General features: G+C 69.4%; 23 protein-coding genes and 1 pseudogene. 8 read left to right on the forward strand and 16 right to left on the reverse strand.

Annotation, left to right across the window (positions count from 1 at the left end; genetic code table 11):
* The first annotated feature begins 180 nt into the window (after window positions 1–180).
* Window positions 181–510 carry an STAS domain-containing protein gene (locus BST38_RS05490; RefSeq protein WP_494337775.1) on the forward strand — a complete coding sequence of 110 codons (330 nt, stop codon included), beginning with the start codon at window positions 181–183 and terminating at the stop codon, window positions 508–510.
* Here the strand turns inward: BST38_RS05490 and BST38_RS05495 are convergent.
* Both BST38_RS05495 and pta read right to left on the reverse strand, forming a co-directional pair.
* Window positions 430–1590 (reverse strand): acetate kinase, encoded by a 1161-nt coding sequence (locus BST38_RS05495; RefSeq protein WP_083142245.1) that lies wholly within the window; start codon window positions 1588–1590, stop codon window positions 430–432. The genes BST38_RS05490 and BST38_RS05495 overlap by 81 nt on opposite strands.
* Window positions 1587–3677: a phosphate acetyltransferase gene (pta, locus tag BST38_RS05500; RefSeq protein WP_083142246.1), complete on the reverse strand. Its 2091-nt coding sequence runs from the start codon at window positions 3675–3677 to the stop codon at window positions 1587–1589. Before pta ends, BST38_RS05495 begins: the two co-directional genes overlap by 4 nt.
* Window positions 3678–3974: 297 nt before the next feature.
* On the opposite strand from pta, the gene BST38_RS05505 reads away from it, so the two are divergent.
* Genes BST38_RS05505 through BST38_RS05520 form a run of 4 tightly spaced genes read left to right on the forward strand, consistent with a single transcriptional unit; the run spans window position 3975 to window position 10417 of the window.
* On the forward strand, window positions 3975–5384 hold the full coding sequence (locus BST38_RS05505) for a hypothetical protein (RefSeq protein WP_110781520.1): 1410 nt from the start codon (window positions 3975–3977) through the stop codon (window positions 5382–5384).
* Entirely contained in the window at window positions 5377–6807 is a 1431-nt protein-coding gene (locus BST38_RS05510) for a glycosyltransferase family 2 protein (protein WP_083142248.1), read from the forward strand. The genes BST38_RS05505 and BST38_RS05510 overlap by 8 nt, the downstream gene beginning before the upstream one ends.
* On the forward strand, window positions 6807–8735 hold the full coding sequence (locus BST38_RS05515; RefSeq protein ID WP_083142249.1) for a hypothetical protein: 1929 nt from the start codon (window positions 6807–6809) through the stop codon (window positions 8733–8735). The genes BST38_RS05510 and BST38_RS05515 overlap by 1 nt, the downstream gene beginning before the upstream one ends.
* Window positions 8732–10417 carry a glycosyltransferase family protein gene (locus tag BST38_RS05520; RefSeq protein WP_083142250.1) on the forward strand — a complete coding sequence of 562 codons (1686 nt, stop codon included), beginning with the start codon at window positions 8732–8734 and terminating at the stop codon, window positions 10415–10417. The genes BST38_RS05515 and BST38_RS05520 overlap by 4 nt, the downstream gene beginning before the upstream one ends.
* 6 nt (window positions 10418–10423) lie before the next feature.
* On the opposite strand, the gene BST38_RS05525 is transcribed toward BST38_RS05520, so the two are convergent.
* A complete protein-coding gene (locus tag BST38_RS05525; protein ID WP_083142251.1) occupies window positions 10424–11395 on the reverse strand; it encodes an endonuclease/exonuclease/phosphatase family protein in 972 nt (323 codons plus the stop codon).
* An 18-nt stretch (window positions 11396–11413) separates the two neighbouring features.
* The gene (fgd, locus tag BST38_RS05530) at window positions 11414–12424 is read right to left on the reverse strand and encodes a glucose-6-phosphate dehydrogenase (coenzyme-F420) (protein WP_083142252.1); all 1011 of its coding nucleotides are present in this window, start codon (window positions 12422–12424) and stop codon (window positions 11414–11416) included.
* Window positions 12425–12447: 23 nt separating this feature from the next.
* Here fgd and BST38_RS05535 point away from each other — a divergent pair, with 23 nt between their 5' ends.
* Complete coding sequence (locus tag BST38_RS05535) at window positions 12448–13194, forward strand: MBL fold metallo-hydrolase (protein ID WP_083142253.1); 747 nt, start codon at window positions 12448–12450, stop codon at window positions 13192–13194.
* On the opposite strand, the gene BST38_RS05540 is transcribed toward BST38_RS05535, so the two are convergent.
* From BST38_RS05540 to BST38_RS05565, 6 genes are all read right to left on the reverse strand, one after another.
* Window positions 13176–13466, reverse strand: a complete 291-nt coding sequence (locus tag BST38_RS05540; protein WP_083142254.1) for a hypothetical protein — start codon at window positions 13464–13466, stop codon at window positions 13176–13178. The two genes, BST38_RS05535 and BST38_RS05540, sit on opposite strands and share 19 nt — an antisense overlap.
* A gap of 10 nt (window positions 13467–13476) precedes the next feature.
* Entirely contained in the window at window positions 13477–14154 is a 678-nt protein-coding gene (locus BST38_RS05545; protein WP_083142255.1) for an LLM class flavin-dependent oxidoreductase, read from the reverse strand.
* Entirely contained in the window at window positions 14144–15271 is a 1128-nt protein-coding gene (locus BST38_RS05550; protein WP_083142256.1) for an LLM class flavin-dependent oxidoreductase, read from the reverse strand. Before BST38_RS05550 ends, BST38_RS05545 begins: the two co-directional genes overlap by 11 nt.
* Entirely contained in the window at window positions 15268–16215 is a 948-nt protein-coding gene (locus BST38_RS05555) for an LLM class flavin-dependent oxidoreductase (RefSeq protein WP_083142257.1), read from the reverse strand. Before BST38_RS05555 ends, BST38_RS05550 begins: the two co-directional genes overlap by 4 nt.
* Window positions 16212–16706 (reverse strand): GNAT family N-acetyltransferase, encoded by a 495-nt coding sequence (locus BST38_RS05560; RefSeq protein WP_083142440.1) that lies wholly within the window; start codon window positions 16704–16706, stop codon window positions 16212–16214. The genes BST38_RS05555 and BST38_RS05560 overlap by 4 nt, the downstream gene beginning before the upstream one ends.
* 80 nt (window positions 16707–16786) lie before the next feature.
* A complete protein-coding gene (locus BST38_RS05565; RefSeq protein WP_083142258.1) occupies window positions 16787–17452 on the reverse strand; it encodes a GntR family transcriptional regulator in 666 nt (221 codons plus the stop codon).
* 69 nt (window positions 17453–17521) lie between these two features.
* Here BST38_RS05565 and BST38_RS05570 point away from each other — a divergent pair, with 69 nt between their 5' ends.
* On the forward strand, window positions 17522–18385 hold the full coding sequence (locus BST38_RS05570) for an SDR family oxidoreductase (RefSeq protein WP_083142259.1): 864 nt from the start codon (window positions 17522–17524) through the stop codon (window positions 18383–18385).
* Window positions 18386–18430: 45 nt separating this feature from the next.
* Here BST38_RS05570 and BST38_RS05575 read toward each other — a convergent pair whose 3' ends face one another.
* The 5 genes from BST38_RS05575 to purT are packed head-to-tail and all read right to left on the reverse strand — an operon-like array spanning window position 18431 to window position 22108.
* Entirely contained in the window at window positions 18431–18871 is a 441-nt protein-coding gene (locus tag BST38_RS05575) for a hypothetical protein (RefSeq protein WP_083142260.1), read from the reverse strand.
* Window positions 18872–20086, reverse strand: a complete 1215-nt coding sequence (locus tag BST38_RS05580) for an O-succinylhomoserine sulfhydrylase (protein ID WP_083142261.1) — start codon at window positions 20084–20086, stop codon at window positions 18872–18874.
* Window positions 20083–20496 (reverse strand): rhodanese-like domain-containing protein, encoded by a 414-nt coding sequence (locus BST38_RS05585; RefSeq protein WP_083142262.1) that lies wholly within the window; start codon window positions 20494–20496, stop codon window positions 20083–20085. The genes BST38_RS05580 and BST38_RS05585 overlap by 4 nt, the downstream gene beginning before the upstream one ends.
* A gap of 19 nt (window positions 20497–20515) precedes the next feature.
* The gene (locus BST38_RS05590; protein ID WP_237160676.1) at window positions 20516–20989 is read right to left on the reverse strand and encodes an Rv0361 family membrane protein; all 474 of its coding nucleotides are present in this window, start codon (window positions 20987–20989) and stop codon (window positions 20516–20518) included.
* A gap of 3 nt (window positions 20990–20992) precedes the next feature.
* On the reverse strand, window positions 20993–22108 hold the full coding sequence (purT, locus tag BST38_RS05595) for a formate-dependent phosphoribosylglycinamide formyltransferase (protein ID WP_083142263.1): 1116 nt from the start codon (window positions 22106–22108) through the stop codon (window positions 20993–20995).
* A gap of 39 nt (window positions 22109–22147) precedes the next feature.
* Here purT and BST38_RS05600 point away from each other — a divergent pair.
* Window positions 22148–23655 (forward strand): annotated as a pseudogene (locus BST38_RS05600) (Na+/H+ antiporter); the annotation flags it as partial.
* Here BST38_RS05600 and BST38_RS05605 read toward each other — a convergent pair.
* Window positions 23645–24121: a MarR family winged helix-turn-helix transcriptional regulator gene (locus BST38_RS05605; protein ID WP_083142264.1), complete on the reverse strand. Its 477-nt coding sequence runs from the start codon at window positions 24119–24121 to the stop codon at window positions 23645–23647. The pseudogene BST38_RS05600 and the gene BST38_RS05605 overlap by 11 nt on opposite strands.
* Window positions 24122–24139 lie beyond the last annotated feature (18 nt).

Genomic DNA, 24139 nt, shown 5'->3' on the forward strand with positions numbered 1-24139 from the left:
CAGTACGAATCCGCGTTCGTCTGAGGGGAACTCCATATGTCTGTGTATGAAACGTCCGCGTCCGGACCCCCACTCCCGACAGGTACACAGCGGGTATTCCGGCCGGATCCGACGTCGTTCGAACTCCGTGAAGAGCACCACCGCGCGACCCTCTCGGCGTGCGAGCTGCCGCCAACCACGGTGCTGGTGACCATCCACGGCGAGATCGACGCGACGAACAGCATGGCGCTGGCGAGCTACATCGAGAAGCGGATAGGAGACGCCCGCAAACTCATCGTCGACCTGCAGACTGTCGAGTTCTTCGCCGCGTCCGGATTTGCCGCACTGTCGAACATCAACGTCGTGTGCGCCCGCCGCGGGGTTCGCTGGCGACTGCTGGCCGGCCCGCACGTGCGGCGGCTGCTCACCATCTGCGACCCCGACCGCGAGCTACCCGTCGCCAAGGCCAGCGCGAAGTACTCCCGCACACGCCCGAGCAATCGCAAGCTCCTCGTCAGTGGGTATCACTAGCACCGTCGTCGGGGCGCCGTCGGGTGAGATGCGGCGCGCGGTCCTGCCGGGGCTGGCGTTGAGGTGCTCGTCGAGTTCGACGCCGAATGCGGTGAGTCCCGACAGTGCGTCGCGCCGGACCGCCGCGTCGTTCTCCCCCACGCCGGCGGTGAACGTGATGACGTCCGCCGAGCCGAGTACCGCCAGATATGCGCCGATGTACTTGCGCAGCCGGTGGATGTACACGTCGTAGGCCAAACGTGCAGCGCTGTCGCCGGATTCGATGCACCGGTGCAGTTCCCGGAAGTCGATCTCACCGCCGAGGCCCCGCACGCCCGAGCGACGGTTGAGCATCGTCTCGATGTCCTCGACGCTCATCCCGGCCTCACGCCACAGATAGAAGATCACCCCGGGATCGACATCACCGGAGCGGGTTCCCATCACCAGGCCCTCCATCGGGGTCAGCCCCATCGAGGTCTCCACCGGCCGGCCGCCCACGATCGCCGACACCGATGCGCCGTTGCCGAGGTGCAGCACGATCTGGCTCAGCGACTCGAGCGGGACGTCGAGGAACGCGGCGGCCTGCTCGCTGACGTACTGATGCGAGGTGCCGTGGAAGCCGTAGCGCCGAACCTTCCACGTGTGGGCCAGCTCGGCGTCGATGGCATAGGTGGCGGCGGCTTGCGGCAGGTCGTGGAAGAACGCGGTGTCGAAGACCGCGACGTGCGGCAGGTCGGGCAGCGCCTTGCGGGCGACCTCGATCCCGAGGATGGCGGGCGGATTGTGCAGCGGCGCAAGCGGAGAGATCTCCTTGAGCCGCGCGATCAGCGCGTCGTCGACGACGGTGGGCCGGTACAGGTCCGGCCCGCCGTGGACCACGCGGTGCCCGACCGCGACCAACCCGAGGTCGTCGAGCCGGTGCCCGTCGGCGGCCAGGGACTCGAACACGGCCTCCATCGCGGCCGCGTGATCGGGCACCGAGCCCTCGTCGCCGATCCGCTCGACGATGCCATCGGCGATCAACACTCCCGAATCAGGTTCGAGCACAGCGAATTTCACCGAGGATGACCCGGAGTTCAGTACCAATACCGTGCGGCTCATCGTGGGCCCCCCTGTGCCTGTATCGCGGTGATGGCCACCGTGTTGACGATGTCCTCGACCAGTGCCCCGCGGGACAGGTCGTTGACCGGCTTGTTCAATCCCTGCAACACCGGCCCGATGGCGATCGCGCCGGCGCTGCGCTGCACCGCCTTGTAGGTGTTGTTGCCGGTGTTGAGGTCGGGGAAGATCAGTACGGTCGCGCGGCCGGCCACCGGCGAGTCCGGCATCTTCGTCTCGGCGACCGACGGTTCGACTGCGGCGTCGTACTGGATCGGACCCTCCACGGGCAGGTCGGGTTCCCGGGCGCGTACGAGTTCGGTTGCCTCACGAACCTTCTCGACGTCGGCTCCGGTGCCGGACGTGCCGGTGGAGTACGACAGCATCGCGACCCGGGGCTCGATTCCGAACTGCGCCGCGGTGCGGGCCGAGGAGATCGCGATGTCGGCGAGTTGTTCGGCCGTCGGGTCGGGCACGATCGCGCAGTCTCCGTAGGCGAGCACCTCGTGGGCCAGGCACATCAGGAAGATGCTGGAGACCGTGGAGACACCGGACGCCGTCCTGATGATCTCGAACGCGGGCCGGATGGTGTGCGCGGTGGTGTGCCGCGCGCCCGAGACCATTCCGTCGACCATGTCGTTGTGCACCAGCATGGTGCCGAAATACGAGACGTCGTGGATGATCTCGCGGGCACGGTCGATGGTGACGCCCCTGTGCTTGCGCAACTCGGCGTACTGCTCGGCGAACCGGTCGCACAGCTCACTGGTCTGCGGGTTCAGCACATCGGCCGCCGAAAGGTCCACGCCGAGTTCGGCCGCGCGCGCCCGCACCTGGTTCTCCTCGCCGAGGATGGTCAGATCCGCGACCGAGCGCTGCAGCAGCCGGCCCGCGGCCTTCAGGATCCGGTCGTCGTCGCCTTCGGGCAGCACGATCCGTTTACGGTCCGCACGGGCCCGGTCCAGCAGTTGGTAGGTGAACATCTGCGGGGTGACCACGGACGGGATCGGGATGGACAGCTGCGCGAGCAGATCCGCGGTGTCGACGTGTTCGTCCATCAGCGTCAGCGCGGTGTCGATCTTGCGCTGTGACGACGAGGTCACCCGGCCACGGGTCGCGGCGACCCGGCTGGCCGTCTCGAAGGTGCCCAACCCCGTCGCGATGATCGGCAGCCGCTGTCCCAGCCCCGAGACGAGCTTGTCGATCGCCGGGTGCAGCGCAAGGCCGCCGTTGAGGATCACCGTGGACAGCGACGGGAACCCGTCGGCCGAGTGCGCGGACAGCACGGCGAGCAGGACATCGGAGCGGTCGCCGGGGGTGATCACGGCGACGCCCTCGGTCAGGCGTTCGAGCACGTGTTCGGCCGTCATCCCGGCCACCAGCACGTCGAGCACCTCGCGGTGCAGCAGCTCCTTGTCGCCCTGCACCACGGTGCCGTCGACGGCGACCCGCAGTTCGGCCACCGACGGCGCGACCAGCAGGGGCTCCTCGGGCAGCACGTAGCTGCGCGGTTCGATCCGCTGCAGCGCCGCGCGCACCTCGGCCAGCTGGGCCGGGTCGCACCGGTTGGCGACCACGGCCGCGGTGTGGGCGTGCTGCTCGGCGATCTCGGCGACACAGACCTCGGCGACCTGGGCGACCCGCTCGGGTGTGCGCCCCTGTGCCTTCACCGCGAGCACCACCGGGGCGCCGAGGTTGGCGGCGATGCGCGCGTTGACCGACAGCTCGCTGGGGGCGGCGACGTCGGTGTAGTCGCTGCCGACCACCAGCACCGCGTCGCACTGATCGGCGACCCGGTGGTAGCGGTCGACGATCTCTCCGAGCGCGGCGTCGAAGTCCTCGTGCAGCTGCTGGTAGGTGACCCCGACGCAGTCCTCGTACGGCAGGCCGGCGGTGGTGTGGTCGAGCAGCATCTCCAGGATGTAGTCGCGGTCCTCGCCGTCGTCGCGGGTGATGGGCCGGAACACCCCGACCCTGGCGACGTTCGCCGCGAGCCGGTGCAGGATGCCCAGCGCGATGGTCGATTTCCCGGTGTCGCCCTCGGGCGACGCCACATAGATGGCGGAGATTGTCGCCTTCGCAGCTTCAGGCACAGCTAAAGCGTGCCAAAGTCTTCCGCGCACCGCACCATCCGCCCGGCAGGTGCAGATATAGCAAAAGGACTCGCGTCCCATTCGAGACCACGTCGTTACCCAGTCGTGCGATGTGAGCAATTCCATAAATTCAAATTGACAAACTCGACAAAACTTGTTGCGGCCACGCGAACAGGCATGACATGATCCATTACCACCACACCTCGCGGAAATCGGCGGCCGATGACAACTACAGCAAACTTTGAACGTTCCGTAGGCGTTCTAGGCAATGCCAATACGCTCAAAATCAGCAACACGTTGTCCCGGACCGCGCGGGCTCGGCAACGGATCCAGATCCGGTGGGGGTACCGGAGCCGACTGCTGGCCGTCGTAGCTCTGGTCGCGATCGCGTACGGCTCGGACTACGCCCACCTCGTCGGCGACGCGTTGGCTGGGTCCCGCACGCCGTTGCTGGCCCTGACTCCGTTGTTCGCATTGCTGGTCGCCACGGGCTACCGCCGCCCGCCGGACGGCGTGAACGACAACGAATCCGACTGGTTGTTCGTCGCGGTCCTGGGGACCATCGGCTTCGCCGGCATCGCACTGGTCAACGCGCGGTTCGAGGCGCTCGCCGCGGTGTGGCGGCTGGACCTGATCGGCGCGGTGCTGTGGGCCGTCTGTGCGTCGGTGATCCTCCTCGGCGCCCGCCACACCCAGCGGATGTGGCGCGTGTGGTTGTTCGCGGTGATCAGCGCGAGCCCGGTGCCGTTCACCCTCGCCGCGGGCGCGCTGGGCGGCTCGGACACCGCCAACGTCGCCGTGAGCGTGTGCTTCGGTGCCACCGCGGTGTATCTGGCCGGAGCGCGGGCACCGCGGCCGAAGCGGCTGCTGGCCGCCGCCGCGTCGCTGACCCTCGGCTGGCTCACGGCCACCCTGCTGATCGACGCGCTGCCGCTGTTCGGGGTCACCGCGATCGCCGCGCTCGGGGTCCCGGTACTCGTCCACCTCGGAATGCGCCGGTGGATCGGTACCGGCGCCGACACGGGCCCGCTGGAGTCCTACCCGGCCCGGTCGTGGCGCTCGCTGCTCGCACTGCCCGTGCTCGCGCTGGTGGTCGGCTTCGCGCACACCTCCGCACCGATGGCCACCGAACCTCCGGCCGTGCAGGCCGACTGGGTCCGCTCGGCGGGGCCGTTCGACGCCCACGAGCTCACCGAAGTCCAGCACTACCTCGGCGGTGACGCCGAGTACGTCCGGTACACGGTGCCTGCCAGCGCCGGGATGCCCGCCGCCGCCGTCGACGTGATCACGATGCCCAGCCTCGCGTCGCTGCACGACCACCACAGCACCGTCTGGTACCCGACGACGCGCCCGCTGAACTTCACCGCGGCGCCACCGCTGACGACCGGCGCACCGGTCGACGTGCGTGCCGTCTACAGCAACGCCGACACCGCGATCGACAGCACCACCCCGCACTGGTACGCGCTGACCTGGGACTGGCACAGCGATGCCGGCTACCAGCGGGTCACCGTCGTGGTGAACCAGCACGTCGCGGGCGGCGAACCGCCCGCCCCGCAGCCGATGACTGTCACCGACACCCTGGTCAGCCCTGCCCTGTGGATCGGCAGGCAGCAGGCCGAGGGGCAGGGCCGCGTCGACGACCTGGTGGTGCGCCGAGCCACCGAGGTCGCCGACAGCCTGCTGGCGCACCTCGTCATCCGTGCATAGCTACACCCCAGGAAGTCAACTACCCGAACACTTCTCGGCGCGGAAGGTTTTCGACGGGGCGTTCCTGCTCGTCGGCGGCGCCGCACTCGCGGCAGGCGTCGTCGCCGCGTTCCTGGCGCCCGAGTCCGTCCTGCCGATAGTGACCACCGTGCTCGCGGCGCTGTATCTGGCCTCGACGATCGACCGGCACTGGCTGCTGCTGCGGGGGCTGCGGGCACCGAGCATGATCACCATCAGCGACGAGCAGGCCCGCGCTATCCCCGACGACGAGCTGCCGGTGTACACGGTGCTGCTGCCGGTCTACAACGAGCCTTCGATCGTGCACAACCTGATCGAAGGCGTCGGCAGACTCGAATATCCGAAGGACAAGCTGGAGATCCTGCTCCTCGTCGAGGAGGACGACATCGCGACGCAACGCGCGATGGAGGGCGTCGAACTCGAATCGGTTCAGGTGGTGCGGGTGCCGCACAGCGAACCGAAGACCAAACCCAAGGCGTGCAACTACGGGATGGCCTCCCCCGGGCTGCGCGGCGAGATGGTCACCATCTACGACGCCGAGGACATTCCCGATCCGCTCCAGCTGCGCAAGGCCGTCGCCGCCTTCGCCGATCTGCCGCCCGAAGTCGGGTGTCTGCAAGCCAGGCTCGGCTACTTCAACGAGAAGCAGAACCTGCTGACGCGCTGGTTCTCCCTGGAGTACGACCAGTGGTTCGGGATCATGCTGCCCGCGGTCCAGGCCGCCGGGTGTGTGATCCCGCTGGGCGGGACCTCCAACCACATGCACACCGGCGTGCTGCGCGCCATCGGCGGCTGGGACGAGTTCAACGTCACCGAGGACGCCGACCTGGGGGTGCGGCTCGCCCGGCACGGCTACCACACCCGGATCCTCGACTCGGTGACCCTCGAAGAGGCGAACTCCGATGTGCTGAACTGGATTCGGCAGCGCTCCCGGTGGTACAAGGGCTACCTGCAGACGATGCTCGTGCACCTGCGCCAGCCGGTGACCCTGTGGTCCGAGATCGGCGGCAAGGGCATCCTGCGGTTGATCAACATGACCGGCGCGGTGCCCATCGTCAACGTGATCAACCTGCTGTTCTGGTCCACGATGGCGACCTGGGTCCTCGGCCGGCCCCACCTGATCGAGATGGCGTTCCCGTCGCTGACCTACTACACCTACCTCGTCATGTACCTTGTGGGAGCGCCACTTTCGGTCTACATCGGGTTGATCGTCGTGCAGCGGCTGGACAAACCGTATCTGTGGTGGGCAGCGGCGCTGATCCCGCTGTACTGGATGCTGCAGTCGATCGCCGCGATGAAGGCGATCTTCCAGCTGCTGACCCGACCTCACTTCTGGGAGAAGACCGTGCACGGACTGTCCTCGACTCATCCCGCGCCGCTGGCGCACAGCGGGAGGGAACTCTGATGTCCGACTGGCGATCCGCAGCCGCGTCCGTCCTCGTCGCCGGCGCGCTCGCACTCGGCGGCTCCGCCGCGGGCATCCCCCACTCAGCCGCGGCGCCGCCCGACCGCAACGCGGCGACACCGGCGCCGCCACGCGAGATCTCGTGGACCCAGCTGGGTCTGCCCGAGGAACTCTCGCTCACCGGGGCCAACCATCTGACCGAGGTGTCGGTGCCCGTGCCCACCGGTGTGACGCCCGCGGTGCTCACCGGCCTGATCGGCTCGGTGGTCAACACCACCGACGCGCGGCTCGACGTCCTCGATTCCCGCGGCGTCACGCTCGCCAGCGTCAAGGTCGGCGGCAACTCGACCACGACACCGCTGCGCGTCGACATGTCCAGAGCCGCGGTGGTCGACGGCAGGGCGCCGCTGAGGTTCGCCATCCGTGACGCCGGCACGTCCGCCGACAGTTGCACCCGCCCGCCGTCGATGGTGCTCAGCGAACTGGCCAGCGCCTACTCCCGGGCCACCCCGGATCCCACCACGGTCGCCGATTTCCTGCCCGCCTTCGTCGACGGCGTCACCATCCACGTCGGTCCGAACCCGACGGACGCCCAGACCCAGGCCGCGCTGAGTCTGGTTGCGGCACTGACGCATCTGTACCAACCCATCCCGGTCCGCATCGACGTCGACGTCAGCGAGGAGGTCCCGGTCCCGGGTCCCGAGGTCAGGGTCATCACGCTGCGCGAGGGCAAGGACCCCAGCGTCGTGGTCAAGAACCCGGGCACGCCGCGCGCGGTCCTGGTGATCACCGGTGACGGCGACGACCTGGTACGCCAGGTGTCGCTGTTCGACGACCGGCGCTTCGCGATCGCGCAGACCGACTTCGCGAAGACGCTGTCGGCCACCGACCGCAGCCCGACCACCACCACCCTGCAGACGTTCGATCAGCTCGGGATCGCCGGCGACATCGCGGTGCAGGGCAAGTCGACGCTCTACGCGGGATTCGATGCCGGCGCGTTCGGCGTCGGCTCGATCACCAACGCCAAGGTCCACCTGAAGGCCGATTACACGCCGGTCGTCGGCGGAACGGCATCGGTGGTGATCCGCTCGGGCTCCACCGTCCTGGCCACCCGCGTGCTCGACGAGTCCGGTGTCCTCGACGTCACCGGTGACGTTCCGGCCGAATCGATCACCTCGAAAGTCGGTATGGCACTGGAGATCCAGTACGTGCCGGATCAGGACTGCGCGCCGCTGGACAACACGCTGCGGTTCGTCATCGACCCGAGCTCCACCGTCGAGGTGACCCCGGGCAGCAAGAACCGGGGCGGCTTCCAGGTACTGCCGATGGCGTTCGCCCCGGAGTTCGACGTGGCGATCGAATCACCACAGCAGCTGAGGTTCGCCGCCGACGTCGTCAACCTGATGGCCCAGCGCTCCAGCGTGATCCTGCGGCCGCACCTGAGCACCCTTGCCGAGTCGGCGAATTCGCAGGCCGGCCTGCTCGCGGTCGGCGCCGGGGAGAGCCTCTCGGCCGCTGGACTGGTGGGACCGCTGATGCCCGGCGCCGCGAACTCGGTGGACATCGACGGCACCAGCGTGATCGATGTCAACGGCGAGGTCGGTGTGGTGCAGGCCTTCACCCACAACGACCGCACGGTGCTGGCCGTCACCGGCAGCGGCGACTGGGCCGCGGTGGACGCGAGCCTGGACTACATCCGTGGGCTGCCCGACCGGTGGTCATCGCTGACCGGTGACGTCGTCGCCGCCGGCCCGGACAACGAACCGGTCAACCTGACGCTGCGCGAGGGGGTCGCGCTGGTCAACGAGTACCCCGGCGACGGCTGGAAGTGGTGGGCCGTGGGTTCGGCGGCGGCCGTCGGCGTCGGTGTCCTCGTCGGCGGCGTGTTCCTGATCGCCCGACGCCGGCGCCCACCCGTCATCCCGTGACCGCCACCGTCGAGGCCGCACCGCCGCAACCCGAGGTCACCGCCACCGCGGGGTCCGGGCGCGGCGCGGCCTTGACGCTGCTCACCACGCTGTCGGTGCTGTACTTCGCCGTCGGCGCGGTTCTGGTGTTGCGCTACAACCTGTTCGACCCCGACGCCCCCAGCCGCGTCGCGAACGCCGGCTATGTGTTCATGAGCCGCGACCCGCACCTGTCCGCAATCGGGTTCGTGTGGAACCCGTTGCCCAGCCTCGCGCAACTGCCCGTGCTGATGTTCGCGGAGTGGTGGCCGGCGCTCAAGACGCACGGACTCGCCGCCGTCGTGCAGAGCGCCGTCTTCATGGCCGGCGCTGCGGTGATGATCCGCGGCATCGCGATCGACCGCGGGCTGAAACCCCTGTGGCGGCGACTCGCGGTCGCATGCTTTGCGCTGCAACCGATGATCATCGTCTACGGCGCGTCGGGGATGAGCGAGGCCGCCGAGATCTTCGCCATCGTATGGTGCGCCCGGCATCTGCTGCGCTGGGTGCAGACCCGCCGCGAGGGCGACCTCGCCTGGGCCGGAATCGCTTTGGGCGTCGGGTATCTGGCCCGCTACGAGGTGGTGGTCGCGGGCGCCGGCGCGGCGCTGCTGGTGGCCGCGGTGGCGATGTACGGAGCCAGGGAGCGCGGCAAACTCGCCGGCTCCGCGCTGATGGTGCTCATCGTGGTGTTCCCGCTCGCCACCGCGTTCGCGACCTGGGCGCTGACCGGCTGGGTGGTGACCGGCGAGCTGTTCGCCACGCTGTCGTCGCGGTACGGCAACGACCACCAGGTCCAGGCGGCGATGCAGAAGGCCGGACCGCTGACCCGGGCCGCCTCCGACGACTGGGTGGTGATCTCGGCCCGCCTTCTCGGCATGCAACCGTTCCTCGGGCTGGCGACGGCGGCCGCCGTCGTGGTCGCCGCACTGCGGCGCCGGGTCGATGTGCTCGTCCCGCTGGCACTGTTCGGTCCGGTGCTCGCGTTCGCGGCGTGGGGGCAGTACTCGTCCACCACGTTCGGCTGGTTCCGCTTCTACCTGTTGGCGATACCGATGGTGGTGTGCATCGCGCTGGCGTTCTGGTCCCCGGCCCGCGACCCCGGCGACGAGCGCGGTGCGGTCCTGACCCGGCGGGCGGGGGCGGCGCTGATCGTCGCGTCGCTGGTGATCGGATTCCCGGTGACGGTGCGGGCGGCGATGGACGACCGGATCGGCAACCAGCAGCTGCAGTACGGCCTGCCGCAGCTGCACGATCCGGAACGCTATCCGCCCGGTGAGCTGTGGTACCGCAGGCTGATGGTCGACGACCGCCGGCTCGCCGAATATTTCGACCGCAGGAACCTGCCCCCGGGTTCGGTGCTGATGGACACATTCAACACGTGGGGAGTGTGGTTGGCGTCGGGCAACCCGAAGCAGTTCCTGATCACCAGCGACTACGACTTCACCGCGGCGCTGAACAGACCCTGGGACTTCGGCGTCGAGTTCATCGTCGCGACCAGCCCGTCGCTCGGCGACTCGGATGCCGTCAGCCAGCGCTATCCGACCATGTGGGCCGACGGCGCGGGATTCGGCATGCGTGTGCTGTCGGTGGCCGGTGCCTCCGGTGACGAACGGTTCCGGGTGTACCGGGTGACCGGTCCGCCGGCGCCACCGCGCAGCTGAGAGCCGTCAGCTCGCCGTGAGGTCCACCGGCAGGCGGAGGGTGGCCAGCAGGCCGCGATGGTCGGCGCCTGGCACGACGACCGTCCGCACGCCCGACGCCGAGCAGTTCCTGGTCAGGATGTGGTCGATCCCGATCAGCGGCGGACGGTACCCGCGGCCGGGATAGCTGCGCGCCAGACCGGCGCCGGCGTCGACGGCCGCGTCGCCGTAGCCCTCGTCGAGCAGCTTGCGGAACGGCGCCATCTCATAGGTGGAGTTGAAGTCGCCCGCCACGATCACCGCGCCCGCCCCTGCGCTGACGCCGATCTCGCGCAGCGTGTCGGCGAACGCCGTGAGGTCGGAACGCCACGCGTCGATCGGCATCGGCCACGGCGCGGCCAGGTGGACCGACAACACGGTCGCGTCGACGCGTACCCCCGGGACCCGGATCCTCGACCCGACCATCGGCAGTGCGTAGCCGTCGATCCGGCCCGGATGCACGAGCGGGAACCTGCTCCAGATACCGATTCCCGCCGCCATCGGCGCGGGCACGATCACCCGGTGCGGGAACACCTGGTCCATCCCGGCGGCGGACAGACCGTCGGCGGCCTCCTGCGTCATCTCCTGTACCGCCACCACATCGGCGGAGTTCGCGGCCAGCGCGGCGAGCGCATCCGGATCCGCCTGTCCCATACCGAGATTGGCGGTCAACACGCGTAACTCGACGGTCGCGGCCTCGGCTGCCGAGGCCACCTGATAGCGCGGGACGTAGACCCACATCAGCGCGACGGTCAGCGCCACCGCGACCAGGCTCAGCACCCAGCGCCTGCCGAGGGCGAACAGCAGCATCGCCGCCGGCGCGGCCACCGACAGGTACGGCGCGGCGGCGGCCAGGATCAGCGTCGGGTGCCCGGAGATGGGCAGGTACCGGGCCGTGAAGCCCACCGCCGCGACGACGAGGGCAGCCAGGCCCAGCAGCGTCGCGAGAAACCGGATCATCCCGCGGGATTCGCGACGTCAGCCGAGCTTGCGCAGCCTCGGCTCCAGGTCACGCTGGAACAGTTCCAGGAACCGGCGCTGGTCGTGGCCGGGGGCGTGGAACACCAGGTGATTGAGGCCCCAGTCGACGTAATCCTTCACCTTGGCGACGGCCTCGTCGGGGTCGGACGCGACGATCCAGCGCTTGGCGACCTGCTCGATCGGCAGGGCGTCGGCGGCCTTCTCCATCTCGATCGGATCGTCGATGGAGTGCTTCTGCTCGGCGGTCAGCGACAGCGGTGCCCAGAACCGGGTGTTCTCCAGCGCCAGTTCCGGATCGGTGTCGTAGGAGATCTTGATCTCGATCATCCGGTCAACGTCGTCGGGGTTCTTGCCCGCGGCCTCCGCACCTTCCCGCATGGCCGGGATCAGCTTGTCCTTGTAGAGCTCCTCCCCTTTGCCGGAGGTGCAGATGAAGCCGTCACCGGCGCGGCCGGCGTACTTGGCGACCTGCGGGCCGCCCGCGGCGATGTAGATCGGGATGCCGCCCTCGGGCACGTCGTAGATCGACGCACCCTTGGTCTTGTAGTACTCGCCCTCGAAGTCGACGCGGTCACCGAGCCACAGTTCGCGCATCAGCCGGACGGATTCGCGCAGCCGCGCGTAGCGCTCCTTGAACTCCGGCCACTCGCCCTCGTAACCGGTCGCGATCTCGTTGAGCGCCTCACCGGTGCCGACACCGAGGAAGATCCGGTTCGGGTACAGGCATCCCATGGTCGCGAACGCCTGGGCGATGACGGCCGGGTTGTAGCGGAAGGTCGGGGTGAGCACCGAGGTGCCCAGCTGCAGCCGCTTGGTGCGTTCCCCGACGGCGGTCATCCACGCCAGCGAGAACGGGGCGTGGCCGCCCTCATGCCGCCAGGGCTGGAAGTGGTCGCTGACGGTGGCGCTGTCCATGCCGTGCTCTTCGGCGGCGACGGCGAGTTCGACGAGTTCGCGAGGCGCGAACTGCTCCGCCGACGCTTTGTAGCCCAGTTTCAGTTCAGCCATAGTTATGTTTCTACACTCGCTTCATGGCACCGGCAGTCACGGCCATCACCGAGCGCGTGCACTTCGCCCAGACGGACCTGGTGAACTGGACGCTGGTCACCGGCTCCGACGAGAGCGGCGGCGGGGTGATCCTGATCGACGCGGGCTTCCCCGGGCACCGCGAGGACGTGCTGGCCTCGCTGCGCGCCCTCGGCTTCGACGCCGGCGATGTGCGCGCAATCCTGTTGACCCACGCCCACATCGACCATTTCGGCACCGCGATCTGGTTCGCAGGAACCCACGGCACCCCGGTGTACTGCCACACCGACGAGGTCGGGCACTCCAGGCGCGAATATCTCGAGCAGGCCTCCCCGGTGGCGGTGGCCCGCAACGCATGGCAACCGAAGTGGCTCAAGTGGTCGGTGTCGATCATCCGTAAGGGCGCGCTGACCCACGAGGGAATTCCGACCGCGGCCGCGCTGACCGCCGACACCGCCGCACAGCTGCCGGGCGCCCCGGTGTGCGTTCCGACGCCGGGGCACACCGGGGGGCACTGCTCGTACGTGGTGGACGGGGTGCTCGTCAGCGGCGACGCGCTGGTCACCGATCATCCGGTGTCGGGCCGCCGTGGCCCGCAGCTGTTGCCGTCGGTGTTCAACCACGACCAGGCGGCCTGTCTGCGCAGCCTCGACGCGCTCGGCAACCTCGACACCGAGGTGCTGCTGCCCGGACACGGCCCGGTGTGGCGGGGATCGGTGCGCGACGCGGTGGATCAGGCCAGATTGCCGTAGAAGAGCAGGAAGATCGCGGTCAGCGCCAGGCCGCACGCGACGACGATCGCCGGCATCAGGATCATCGTGTCGAGTTCGTCGTCGTCGAGGACATCGTCGGAGAAGCGGCCGAACAGCACCCGTGCGATGCCGGTACGGCGGAACGTGTGCACCAGAGCGCGCACCGCCTTGGACTCTCGCCTGTTGCCGATGAACAGCCGCGACACCGCGCCCAGCACGAAGGTCAAGGCCGCAGCGGCCAGCAACAGCCAGCCCACGGTCGCCTGCGACACATCGGCAAGCCTATAGCGCGGTCTGGCCGAGGTGCTCGACGATCGTGTCGAGGCCGTCCTGGCCGTCGTCCGGGTCCAGCAGCAGGACGCCACCCCCGCCGTCTCGGATGTGCCGTGCGATCTCGGCGGCGATCTCGCCGGGCGGACCCGACAGCTCCAGAAGACCGGCGGTGATCAGCACCGGATGCCGCTGCGGCGGGCGCGGCATCGTCGCGACGCCGCGGACGGTGAAATGGGCGCCGCGGTGCTCGACCGGCCGGATCCGGTCGGGATCGACGTAGCGGCCCGCCTGGCGGTCGGCCGTCACGGCGTCCTCGGCCCAGCTGTCCCAGAATTCGCGTGCGACGGCGGCGAACTCCTCGGCACGGTCGCGGTCGCAGGAATCGGCGATGCGCCATCCGGCCCGGCCGCCGGACAGGTGGTCGACGGTGGCCAGTTTCCGCGCCACGTCGAACGGCTCAGCGGTGTCGGTGTCCACCACCGCGACGAGGCCGATGCGATCGGTCACCGCCGGCAGCGCGGCCAGTACGGAGAACGGGTCGGGCGCGCTGTCGAGGACGAAGTCGAGCAGGACGAAGTCGAAACGGCCGCGCTCGGCCGACCGGGCGATGCGCACGCAGGCGTCGAACCCGGCCGTCCCGGGAATCCGCGTCGCCAGGCGAATACCGTTGGGGCGCTCAGCATCCACCGGCCAACCCCCAGTGCTCGGCGAGTAACCGATGCGACCGCAATCGGTCGGGGTGGCGATGGGTCACCGAGGTGATCACCAACTCGTCGGCGCCGCTGACCCGTTGCAGCGCATCCAGCCGGTGCGCCACCTCGTCGGGATCTCCGACGAATTGTGTTGCGGTACGGTCCTTCACCACCGCCTCCTGTTCGGCGGTCAACGGCGCGACGAGATCCGGGTCGGGGTAGGGCGACGCACCGTCACCGGCCCTGATCGAATACACCCAGTGGCCGTAACTCGACGCCAGATGCCGTGCGGTGGCATTGTCCTCGGCGACCACGACGTCGGCCGACACCACCACGTAGGGTTCGGCCAGCGCCGGCGAGGGCTGGAATTCGGCGCGGTACACCTCGACGGCGTCGAGCGCGGTGGCCGGGGTGATGTGGTAGCTCGCGACGAACGGCAGACCGCGCGCGGCCGCGACCCGCGCGCTTTGGCCCTTGCTGCTGCCGAACACCCACGGGGTCAGCGCCGAGCCCTCCCCCGGCACGGCGTGCGCCTCGACGTCGCCGATCCGGTAGCGGCCGGCGATCATGGCGAGGATGTCGTCGACCTGTTCGGCGAAATCCGGTGCGACGGCCTCGGGTTGCTGCAGCACCGACATCCGGGCCTTGAGCCGCGGGTTACGCATCATCGCGGTGATGTCGAACGGTGCCGGGATCACCACGCCGTCGATCTGCCGCCACGGCGGCACGGGTTTCGGTTCCCGCTTCACGGCGCCGTCCCGCTGCGCCTCGCGGCGCCGCTGGCCCGAGCGCCCGACGCCGAGGTCGATCCGCCCTGGATGGAACGCCTCGAGCATGCCGAAGGTCTCGGCGACCGCGATCGCGGTGGTCTGGCCGAGCTGGACCGCCGCGGCGCCGACCCGGATGCTCTGTGTCGCCGCGGCGATCTGCCCGATCAGTACCGCGGGCGCCGAGCTGGCGACCGAGACGAAGTGGTGTTCGGCCACCCAGAATCGCCGATACCCCCAGCGTTCGGCGTGCTGGGCCAGGTCGACGGTGTTGCGCAGGGCGGTGGCCGCGTCGGAGCCCTCGGGGATCGGCGCGAGATCCAGGATGGACAGTGGAACGGTCATGGCGTGCTCGCTTTCGCAGACCTGTCGGCGGGAAGTCCGAGGCGTTGCCGCAGCGTCTCACCGTCGGCGTAGCCGGTACGGAAGCCGGCGCGACGTTGCAGCAGCGGAATGAGTTCGTCGGCGATGACGGGCAGGTCCATGGAGTTCACGGCCGGGCGCAGCCGGATTCCGTGCACACCGAGGCGGTGCCAGGCGACGATGTGGTCGGCGAGTTCGCGCGGGGTCCCCGAGACCACCAGCGCGTCCGAGCGTTCGTCGACGACGCCGTCGAACGTGACGTAGAGGTCGGCGTACACCTGCAGACCCCGTCCGCCGGCCTGTTCGACCTCACCGAGGATCGTCGTCACCGAGTCATCGTCCTGCGGGGTGATGAACACGAGATCGGCCCCGGCGGCGGCGAACTCGTAGACGCGCGGGTTGTGCGCGAGGGCGGCGACCACCGGTTGGGGACAAGGCCACAGGTCCCGGACCGCCATGACAGCGCGGAGCGCGTCGTCGAACACCTCCCCGGCCGGCGGGGGCCTGCCGTACAGCTGCGCCTCGTGCGCCGCAGCGCCGACCCTGATCTGCCATCCGGCCCGGCCGCAGGAGATGTCATCCAGCGTCACAACGGTTTTCGCCAGCTGTCTGGGCGAGGTGTGGGTGACGTTGGCCACCGGGACGAGTCCCACGTGCCGCGTCACCGGCGCCACCCGCGCCGCGAGCAGGACCGCATCGGGCCGGCCGGCGAGCCAGCGCGGATCGATCTCCGGGCGCCTGCGCCGTTGCGGGGACAGCGAATCGTCGAACGTGACGAAGTCGACGAGCCCGCGTTCGGCGGTCCTGGCGAGGTCCGCCCAGTAATCGCCCGCCGTCACCGGGCGGGTATCGGTCGTGTGGCGCCACGCCTCGGGATGCCAGCCGTAGCCCTCCAGTGCGACGGCGACCCGCGGCGGCGCGGTCACGTCAGGACCTTCAGGAACGCGATCGGGTAGACCTCGCCGTCGGCGGGCAGCGGGTCGTCGAGCCGGGTGTAGCCCAGCGAGGTGTACAGCGCCTCGGCCTCGGGTTGGCGGTCGCCTGTGGTCAGGTAGATCCGGCGGTAACCGCGGGCGGCGATCTCGGCCTCCAGCCGGGACACCAGCGCCTGTGCGTAGCCGCGGCGGCGGTGCCCACTGTCGGTCCAGATGCGTTTGAGTTCGGCGGTGTGCTCGTCGAAACGGCGGAACGCGCCGCCGGTCACCGGCCGCTCGCCGAGCAATCCGACGATCAGCCCGCCTGCCGGTGGTGTGAATTCGTCTGCCGGATACTCGCGCAACCAGGCGTGGACGCGGTCGCGCCTGCCGCCGTAGCGGTCGGCGTATTCGGTCGCGAGCTCCTCGAGCAGCGGTGCGGCCAGCGAATCGTCCTGGCCCACCGCGACGAAGCGCAACTCACCCACCGCAGGTACGGACATCACCTCCATGTCTAACGCACACCCGCCGCGGGCATTCCACTGCGCGTGTTTTGCTCGGGGTGAGGAAAACTCAGCCCTCCTCAGTCGTCGTCGAGGTGTTCGATCAACAGCGTCAACGTCTCCCAGTTCTCCCGGGTCGCCTCGGCGGCCGCGTCCGCGTCGCGCTTGCGGCAGCACTCGATGATCTTCCTGTGCTGCGCGATCGACTGCCGCCCGCACAGCGACGAGAAGCGCAGGGACTCCAGCCGCCGAAGCACCGGGGTCACCTGTTCGAGCACGGTCGGGATCAGGTCGTTGCCGCTCGCGGCGACGACAACGCCGTGGAACCGGTCGTCGGCGCGGATCGCCGCCGCCGCGTCCCCGGCCGACACGGCATCCGCGAAGTCCTTGTTGGCGCTGACCATTTCGGTGAAGTCCGACTTGTCCATCAGGGGGACGGCGAGGCGGGCGGCCAGCGCATGCATGGCCGCGGCGACGGTCTGGGCATCGAGCACCGCCTTGCGCTCGATGGTCGACACCACCGTCGAGCGCCCCGGGACGGTGTGCACCAGGCCGGCGGCCTCCATGCGTGCGAGCGCTTCCCGGATCGGGGTGCGACTGATGCCGAGCCACCTCTCCAGGTCGGCGTCGCGCAGTTTCTCCCCGGGCGCCAGCGTGCCCGCGATGATCGCGTCCCGGATCGACTCGTAGGCCTGCTCGCGCAGCAGTGATCGCTTGTGCTTCCCGCGCTCGTCCGGAACCGGCATGCAAAATACTGTATCCGGCTGGTTGTGAGGTCTTCCCCGACAAACTTGACAGGTGTAAAGTCCGGCCGCATGGACAACATCCGGGGTAAGACCATCGCGATCACCGGAGCCGCCCGCGGCATCGGCTACGCCACGGCGGAAGCCCTGCTCCGGCGCGGTGCGCGCGTGGTGATCGGCGACCGCGACGTGGCACTGCAGGAGTCCTCGGTGGCCAAGCTGTCCAACCTCGGCCCGGTCTCGGGCTATCCGCTCGACGTCACCGACCGGGAGTCGTTCTCGACTTTCCTCGACAAGGCCCGCACCGACGGCGGTGGCCACATCGACGTGCTGATCAACAACGCGGGCGTGATGCCGATCGGACCGTTCCTCGAGCAGTCCGAGCAGGCGATCCGCTCGTCGATCGAGGTGAACCTCTACGGTGTGATCACCGGATGTCAGCTGGCGCTGCCCGACATGATCTCCCGGGGGCGCGGCCACATCATCAACATCGCGTCGCTGTCCGGCCTGATCCCGGTGCCCGGCCAGGTGGTCTACGTCGGCGCCAAATTCGGTGTGGTCGGGCTGTCGGCGGCGCTGGCCGACGAAGTGGCCCCGCACGGGGTACACGTGTCGGTGGTGATGCCGCCGTTCACCAAGACCGAACTGATCGCGGGCACCAAGGAGAGCGGCGCGATCAAACCGGTCGAGCCCGAGCAGATCGCCGCGGCCGTCGCCAAGACGCTGGACAAGCCCAAGACCCACGTCTCGGTGCCGCCGGTACTGCGCTTCACCGCGCAGGCCGCCCAGCTGCTCGGTCCACGCGGAAGACGTTGGCTGAACAAGAAACTGGGACTCGACCAGGTGTTCCTCGACTTCGACAGCACCGCGCGCCAAGGCTACGAGCAGCGGGCGCGCTCAGCTCTCGGCGTCGTCGAGGGGACGGACAAAAACTAGCCGCGTCGCGAGTTCTGCAGAACTCGCGCGCGGGACCGAGCAGAACTACCCGAAGACCGGGACGGGGTCACCGCTGCGGTACCCCTCGATCACGTCGAGGTGCTCGAACAACTCGTCGAGGTTGAACTGGTAGTCGTCGGACATCCCGGCGAACACCACGTGCGCGATCTCGCCGCCGTCCTCGGGGGTCAGCAGGACCACCGTGACATTCACGTTCTCGTCCTCGACCCCGGTGTCCTCGGCCTCGGAGTCTTGGACGCTGGTTTCGGAATCGACCTCAGACGGCGGCCAGAACCACACCACCCCGGTGTCGTCGTCGACGTCCTCGGAGAACACCCAGCCGCGCCCCGTCAGCCGCGCATCGAATTCCTCGAGGTCAGCGGCGATCTGGAGTTCGTCGAGCACCCCCGCCGGCAGCCAGGCGCGGTCCCGGGCAGCCTGGCGCTTCTTGCGCCGCGCCTTCTTCTGGTCCGACCGTCGCGACACTTAGCCGAGCGCCCGGTCCAGATCGGCGATCAGATCCTCGGTGCCCTCCAGCCCTATCGAGATCCGCACGACGCCGTCCCCGAGCCCGATCGCGGCGCGCCCCTCCGGGCCCATCGCGCGGTGCGTGGTGGTGGCCGGGTGGGTGATCAGCGACTTCGAATCGCCGAGGTTGTTGGAGATGTCGACGATCTGCAACTTGTCGAGCACCTCGAACGCGCGCTCCTTCGTCCCGCCGGCGAGTTCGAACGTGACCACCGTGCCACCGCCGCTCATCTGCCTCTTGGCCAGCTCGTACTGCGGATGCGATTCCAGGAACGGGTATTTCGCCCAGCTCACCGCGGAGTGCCCCTCCAGGAACTCGGCGATCCGGTGCGCCGACGCGGTCTGGTGCTGCACCCGCAGCGCCAGCGTCTCCAGCCCCTTGAGCAGGGTCCACGCGTTGAACGGGCTCAGCGCGGGACCGGTGTGGCGCATCAGCTTCTGCACCGGGCCGTCGATGTACTCCTTGTCGCCGAGGATCGCTCCGCCCAGCACCCGCCCCTGCCCGTCGATGTGCTTGGTGCCGGAGTACACCACCACATCGGCGCCCAGCGGCATCCCCTTCTGCAGGATCGGGGTGGCGAACACGTTGTCCAGCACCACTTTCGCGCCCGCGGCGTGGGCGAGCTCGCACACCGCGGCAATGTCGACCAGGGACTGCATCGGATTGGACGGGGTCTCGAAGAACACGGCCTGGGTGGGCACCGAGAGCGCCTCCTCCCACTGGGCCAGATCGTCGCCGTCGACGAACACCGTCTCGACGCCCCAGCGCGGCAGGATCTCGTTGCACACCACGAAGCACGACCCGAACAGGCTGCGCGCGGCCACCAGCCGGTCTCCGGCGCCCAGCAGCGCGCCCAGCGCGGTGAACACCGCCGACATCCCCGTCGACGTCGCGAAGCAGGCCGGCGCACCTTCGAGCAGCCGCAGCCGTTCCTCGAACATCGAAACCGTCGGGTTGCCGTAGCGCGAGTACACGTACCGGTCGATCTCGCCGGTGAACGCCTTCTCCGCGTCGGCGGCCGAGGAGTAGACATAGCCGGACGTCAGGTACATCGCCTCGGCGGTCTCTTCGAACCCGGACCTCAGCAGACCGCCACGCACACCGATGGTGTCCTGGCTGACGCCGTCGGGCAGCTGCGCGGGCCGGCGAACCGACGGGATCTCGTCGCTCATGACTGCACCCACGGGAGTCCGACGGCCTTCCAGCCGGTGCCGCCGCGGTGCTTGTTCTCGTCGAGGTTGCCCTCGAACCCGTCGAGGATGTTGTAGGACGGGCCGATGCCCGCCGCGGTGGCGGCTTCGGCCGCCCCGATCGACCGGTTGCCGGAGCGGCACAGGAACACCACGGGCCGCTCACCGGGCGTGACGCCGGCGGCCTGCAGGTCGTCGACGAACCCGTCGTTGCGCGTGCCGTCGGTGCGGTTCCACTCGATGTAGACGACATCGCGGTGCAGCGGGGACAGATCGGGGACGCCGACGAACCGCCATTCGGCGTCGGTGCGACAGTCCACGAGCACCGCATCCGGGTTCTCGCTCAGCAGCTTCCATGCCTCCTGCGGCGTGATGTCTCCGGCATAACTCACGGTCGAGAGTGTCCCACAGCTAGCTGGGGCCGGTCGAACACACCTTCCACGCCCCGTCCTCGTGAACGAACGACAGCTCGACGGTCTGCTTGGCGTCTTTGTCCTTGTCGAAGTAGTAGGTCACCTCGGCGGTGGCGTGGTCCCCGTCGATGGCCACCGCCTCCACCCGGTCGACGTAGCGGTCTCCGTGCTCGGACACCGAATCCCGTTGCGCGTCCATCACTTCGGCTTCGTCGCGCTGCTGCGCGGCACAGGTGAACGCCTGGAAATCCGGATAGCTCTGCCGCTGCAGCGCATCGTTCTGGCCGGATGCGGCCCGCGCGATCCGCTGGGTGTCGGTCAGCTCCTCGCCGGAGAACACGTTCATCAGCCAGATTCCGATCACGACGGCGACAATGAGGGTCAGCGCGCCCAGGAACGGCGCGATCGCCGATCCGCTCGAGGTGTCCGGGTCCTCCGGGGGCCCCGCCGCATCCGCCATGCCATCCGCCATGTCTCAGCCCTTCCTGCGCAGCGCCGACGCGACCCGGCGGGCCCGGTCACGGGCCACGATCGGGTCGGGCGCGGTCGCCAGGGACACCCGCAACGCGGGCTCTGCCTGCGACAACCTGACGTCGCTCTCGGCGACCGCGAGGGCATCGGCCAGCAGCGGCGGCCCGTCATCCTCGGTCGCGTAGGTCACCTCCGCCGCACCCGGGGAGACCATGATGGTGTCGACCGGCAGCCCGAGCACGGCGCGCGCGTGCAACTCGAACTGCGACAGCCGCTGCGAGCGCAGCGTCACCAGCCCGCTGTCCTGCAGGCGCGGCCGGACGTCGGAGAAGTACACCTCGTCGCCGCGCACCAGCAGTTCCACCGCGAACACCCCGCGGCCGCCCAGCGAGTTCACGATTCGGGCCGCGATCGACTTCGCCGAATCCAGCGCGGTCGGCGAAAGATGTTGCGGCTGCCAGGATTCCAGCGATCCACCGGTGTCCTGGTGGTGGCCGATCGGTTCGCAGAACGACACCGCGGGTCCCGACGGTCCGGTGGTCCGCACCGTCAGCAGCGTGACCTCGACGTCGACGTCGACCACCGACTCTGCGATCACCCGCGCCAGGCTGAGTTTGCCGCCTGCGACCGCGCGCTCCCACGCCGGATCGACGTCCTCGGGTCGCAACAGCACCGACTCACCCTCGCCCGGGGCGGCGGCGACCGGCTTGACCACCAGCGGGAAGCCGGCGTGCTGGGCGACCGCGGCCAGCTCGGCCGCCGAACCGGCGAACCAGAACGGTGCAGTGGGCAGCCCCAGCTCGTCGGCGGCCAGCCGGCGAAGTCCTTCGGCGTCCAGCGCGAGCCGGGCACTGCGCGGCGTCGGGAACACCTCGACGTCGCCGCGTTCGGCGATGGCGACCAGCGTGTCGGTCGCGACCGCCTCCGCATCGCTGACCACATAGCCCGGCTTCTCGTCGTCGACCAGCGTCGTAAGCGCATCACCGTCGACGGGCGGGTCGGCCGTGACGACGTCGGCGCCCAGACGCGCGAACGCCGCGGCCAACTCGCGGGTGCGCTCCCCGGCGCCGAGTAGCAACACCACTGTCCTGCCGTCGCGGGACGCCTCGGTATCAGTCATCGATTTTCAGCCTGCCAGACGAGTCGAGAGAATCGGAACATGAGTGCCTCGTTGCTGGCGATCCTCGTCACGTCCGTGCTGCTGGCGGCGGTCGCCCGACGGTACGACCTGTCGTCACCGCTGTTCCTGGTCGTCGCCGGCCTGACAGTGGGCCTGATCCCCGGCGCCGACCACATCTCCGGCATCGAACTCGACCCCGACCTGGTGCTCTACGTGCTGCTGCCGCCGCTGCTGTGGTCGGCCGGGCTGGAAAGCAGCTATGTGAGCCTGCGCGCGAACACCCGCTCGATCGGGCTGCTCGCGATCGGGCTGCCGTTGGCGACCACCGTGGCGGTCGGCTTCGTCGCCTACCGGACGGTGCCGGAGCTGACGCTGGCGGCGGCGTTCGTCCTCGGCGCGATCGTCGCACCGCCGGACGCGGTGTCGGCCAGCGCGGTCGGGCGCAAACTGGGCCTGCCACGGCGCACCATGACGCTGCTGAGCGGGGAGAGCCTGCTCAACGACGCGACCGCGCTGACCGCGTACAAGGTGGCGCTCGCCGCCGCCATCGGTGCTTCGACCAGCCTGCGCGCCGGGCTGGAGACATTCCTGGTGGCCGCCGTCGCGGGCGTCCTCGTCGGGTTCGTACTCGGCAAAATCGTCGTGTTCATCCGGTCCCGCCTCGACGACCCGCTCGCCGAGAGCGCGATCGGCCTGGTCGCGCCGTTCCTGATCTATCTCGTCGCCGAGCAGGTCGAAGGCTCCGGCGTGCTCGCGGTGGTGGTCGCCGCGCTGATCGCCGGGCAGCGCCACTCGAGGGCCGGCTACGCCGCCCGGCTGCAGGACCGCGCGGTGTGGAAGGCCGTGCAGCTGGTGCTGGAGTCCTTCGCGTTCCTGATGATCGGGCTGCAACTGCCCGCGGCGGTCGAAGGACTCAAGGGCACCTCGGCGGCACTGATCGTGGCGTCGGCGCTCGCGGTGTTCGCGACGGTCATCGCGGTCCGGATCGCGTGGGTGTACGCGTTCGCGTATCTGCCGCGGCTGGTGCGGCGTATCCGCAGCACCGAACCGCCGCCGGTTCCCGGGCAGGTTTTCGTGGTCTCGTGGGCCGGGATGCGCGGGGTGGTGTCGCTGGCCGCGGCCTTCGGCGTGCCGTTGACGACGCTGTCGGGCCAGCTGTTCCCCGGCCGACCGCAACTGATCTTCCTGACCTTCGTCGTGGTCGTCGGGACGCTGCTGCTTCACGGGCTGACTCTGCCGTGGCTGATCCGCCGCCTCGACGGTCAAGGCGACCAGCAGCGCGCCGACCTGCTCGCGGCGGCCGCCGCGCAGGATCGCGCCGCCCAAGCGGCAGCCGACCGGCTCGACGAGCTGCTGTCCGACGGGTCCACCGACGTCGACGACCGTGCCGCCGACGTACTGCGCGCGTGGAACCACCGCAGACGTCAGACGGCCTGGGAGCGCATCGACGACGAGGGGGTCGAATCGCCGATGGCGACGTTCCGTGAGCTGCGCTGCGCGCGATGCTGTACGGACTGGATCTGGAAGAGGCCGTGCTCAATCGCGGTTGAGCTGCTCGCCGAACTCGGACATCGCCTTCACCAGCGCGGTCATCACACGATGGGCGGCCTCCAGGTCGCCGTCGGGGAGCTCGGCCAGCGCGCGGTGGGTGTGCTCGGCCAGCGGTCCGAAGAACTCCCGCGCGACGCCTTTACCGTGCTCGGCAACGCGCAGCAGCACCTTGCGCCGGTCACTCGGGTCGCTGTCGCGCAACACGTGGCCGGATTCGAGCATCCGCTCGACCAGGTAGGTGATCGCCGCACCCGAGGTGCCCATCCGGGTGCGCAGTTCGCCCGCGGTCAGCGGATCACCGTCGTCCTCGCTGACGGTGACATGCAGCAGCGCCCGGAAATCGTTGGCGGTGAGCCCGTGGCGCGCCGAGAACTTGTGCCCGATCTCGTCGGATGCCGCCGTCAGCGCCCGGACGTCGCCCGCGATCAGCCGTTCCAACGCTCCGCGGTCCCCGTCTGGCATGTGACCACAATAGCAAAA

Origin of the sequence: Mycolicibacterium parafortuitum (genome assembly GCF_002086815.1) — a bacterium.
GTDB lineage: Bacteria > Actinomycetota > Actinomycetes > Mycobacteriales > Mycobacteriaceae > Mycobacterium > Mycobacterium parafortuitum.

Bases quoted from the DNA above. Each gene is read 5' to 3' on its own strand.
- BST38_RS05495 (WP_083142245.1), bottom strand. From the start codon at position 1,590: ATGAGCCGCACGGTATTGGTACTGAACTCCGGGTCATCCTCGGTGAAA.
- BST38_RS05515 (WP_083142249.1), top strand. From the start codon at position 6,807: ATGTCCGACTGGCGATCCGCAGCCGCGTCCGTCCTCGTCGCCGGCGCG.
- BST38_RS05525 (WP_083142251.1), bottom strand. From the start codon at position 11,395: ATGATCCGGTTTCTCGCGACGCTGCTGGGCCTGGCTGCCCTCGTCGTC.
- fgd (WP_083142252.1), bottom strand. From the start codon at position 12,424: ATGGCTGAACTGAAACTGGGCTACAAAGCGTCGGCGGAGCAGTTCGCG.
- BST38_RS05535 (WP_083142253.1), top strand. From the start codon at position 12,448: ATGGCACCGGCAGTCACGGCCATCACCGAGCGCGTGCACTTCGCCCAG.
- BST38_RS05550 (WP_083142256.1), bottom strand. From the start codon at position 15,271: ATGACCGTTCCACTGTCCATCCTGGATCTCGCGCCGATCCCCGAGGGC.
- BST38_RS05560 (WP_083142440.1), bottom strand. From the start codon at position 16,706: ATGTCCGTACCTGCGGTGGGTGAGTTGCGCTTCGTCGCGGTGGGCCAG.
- BST38_RS05565 (WP_083142258.1), bottom strand. From the start codon at position 17,452: ATGCCGGTTCCGGACGAGCGCGGGAAGCACAAGCGATCACTGCTGCGC.
- BST38_RS05570 (WP_083142259.1), top strand. From the start codon at position 17,522: ATGGACAACATCCGGGGTAAGACCATCGCGATCACCGGAGCCGCCCGC.
- BST38_RS05580 (WP_083142261.1), bottom strand. From the start codon at position 20,086: ATGAGCGACGAGATCCCGTCGGTTCGCCGGCCCGCGCAGCTGCCCGAC.
- BST38_RS05590 (WP_237160676.1), bottom strand. From the start codon at position 20,989: ATGGCGGATGGCATGGCGGATGCGGCGGGGCCCCCGGAGGACCCGGAC.
- purT (WP_083142263.1), bottom strand. From the start codon at position 22,108: ATGACTGATACCGAGGCGTCCCGCGACGGCAGGACAGTGGTGTTGCTA.
- BST38_RS05605 (WP_083142264.1), bottom strand. From the start codon at position 24,121: ATGCCAGACGGGGACCGCGGAGCGTTGGAACGGCTGATCGCGGGCGAC.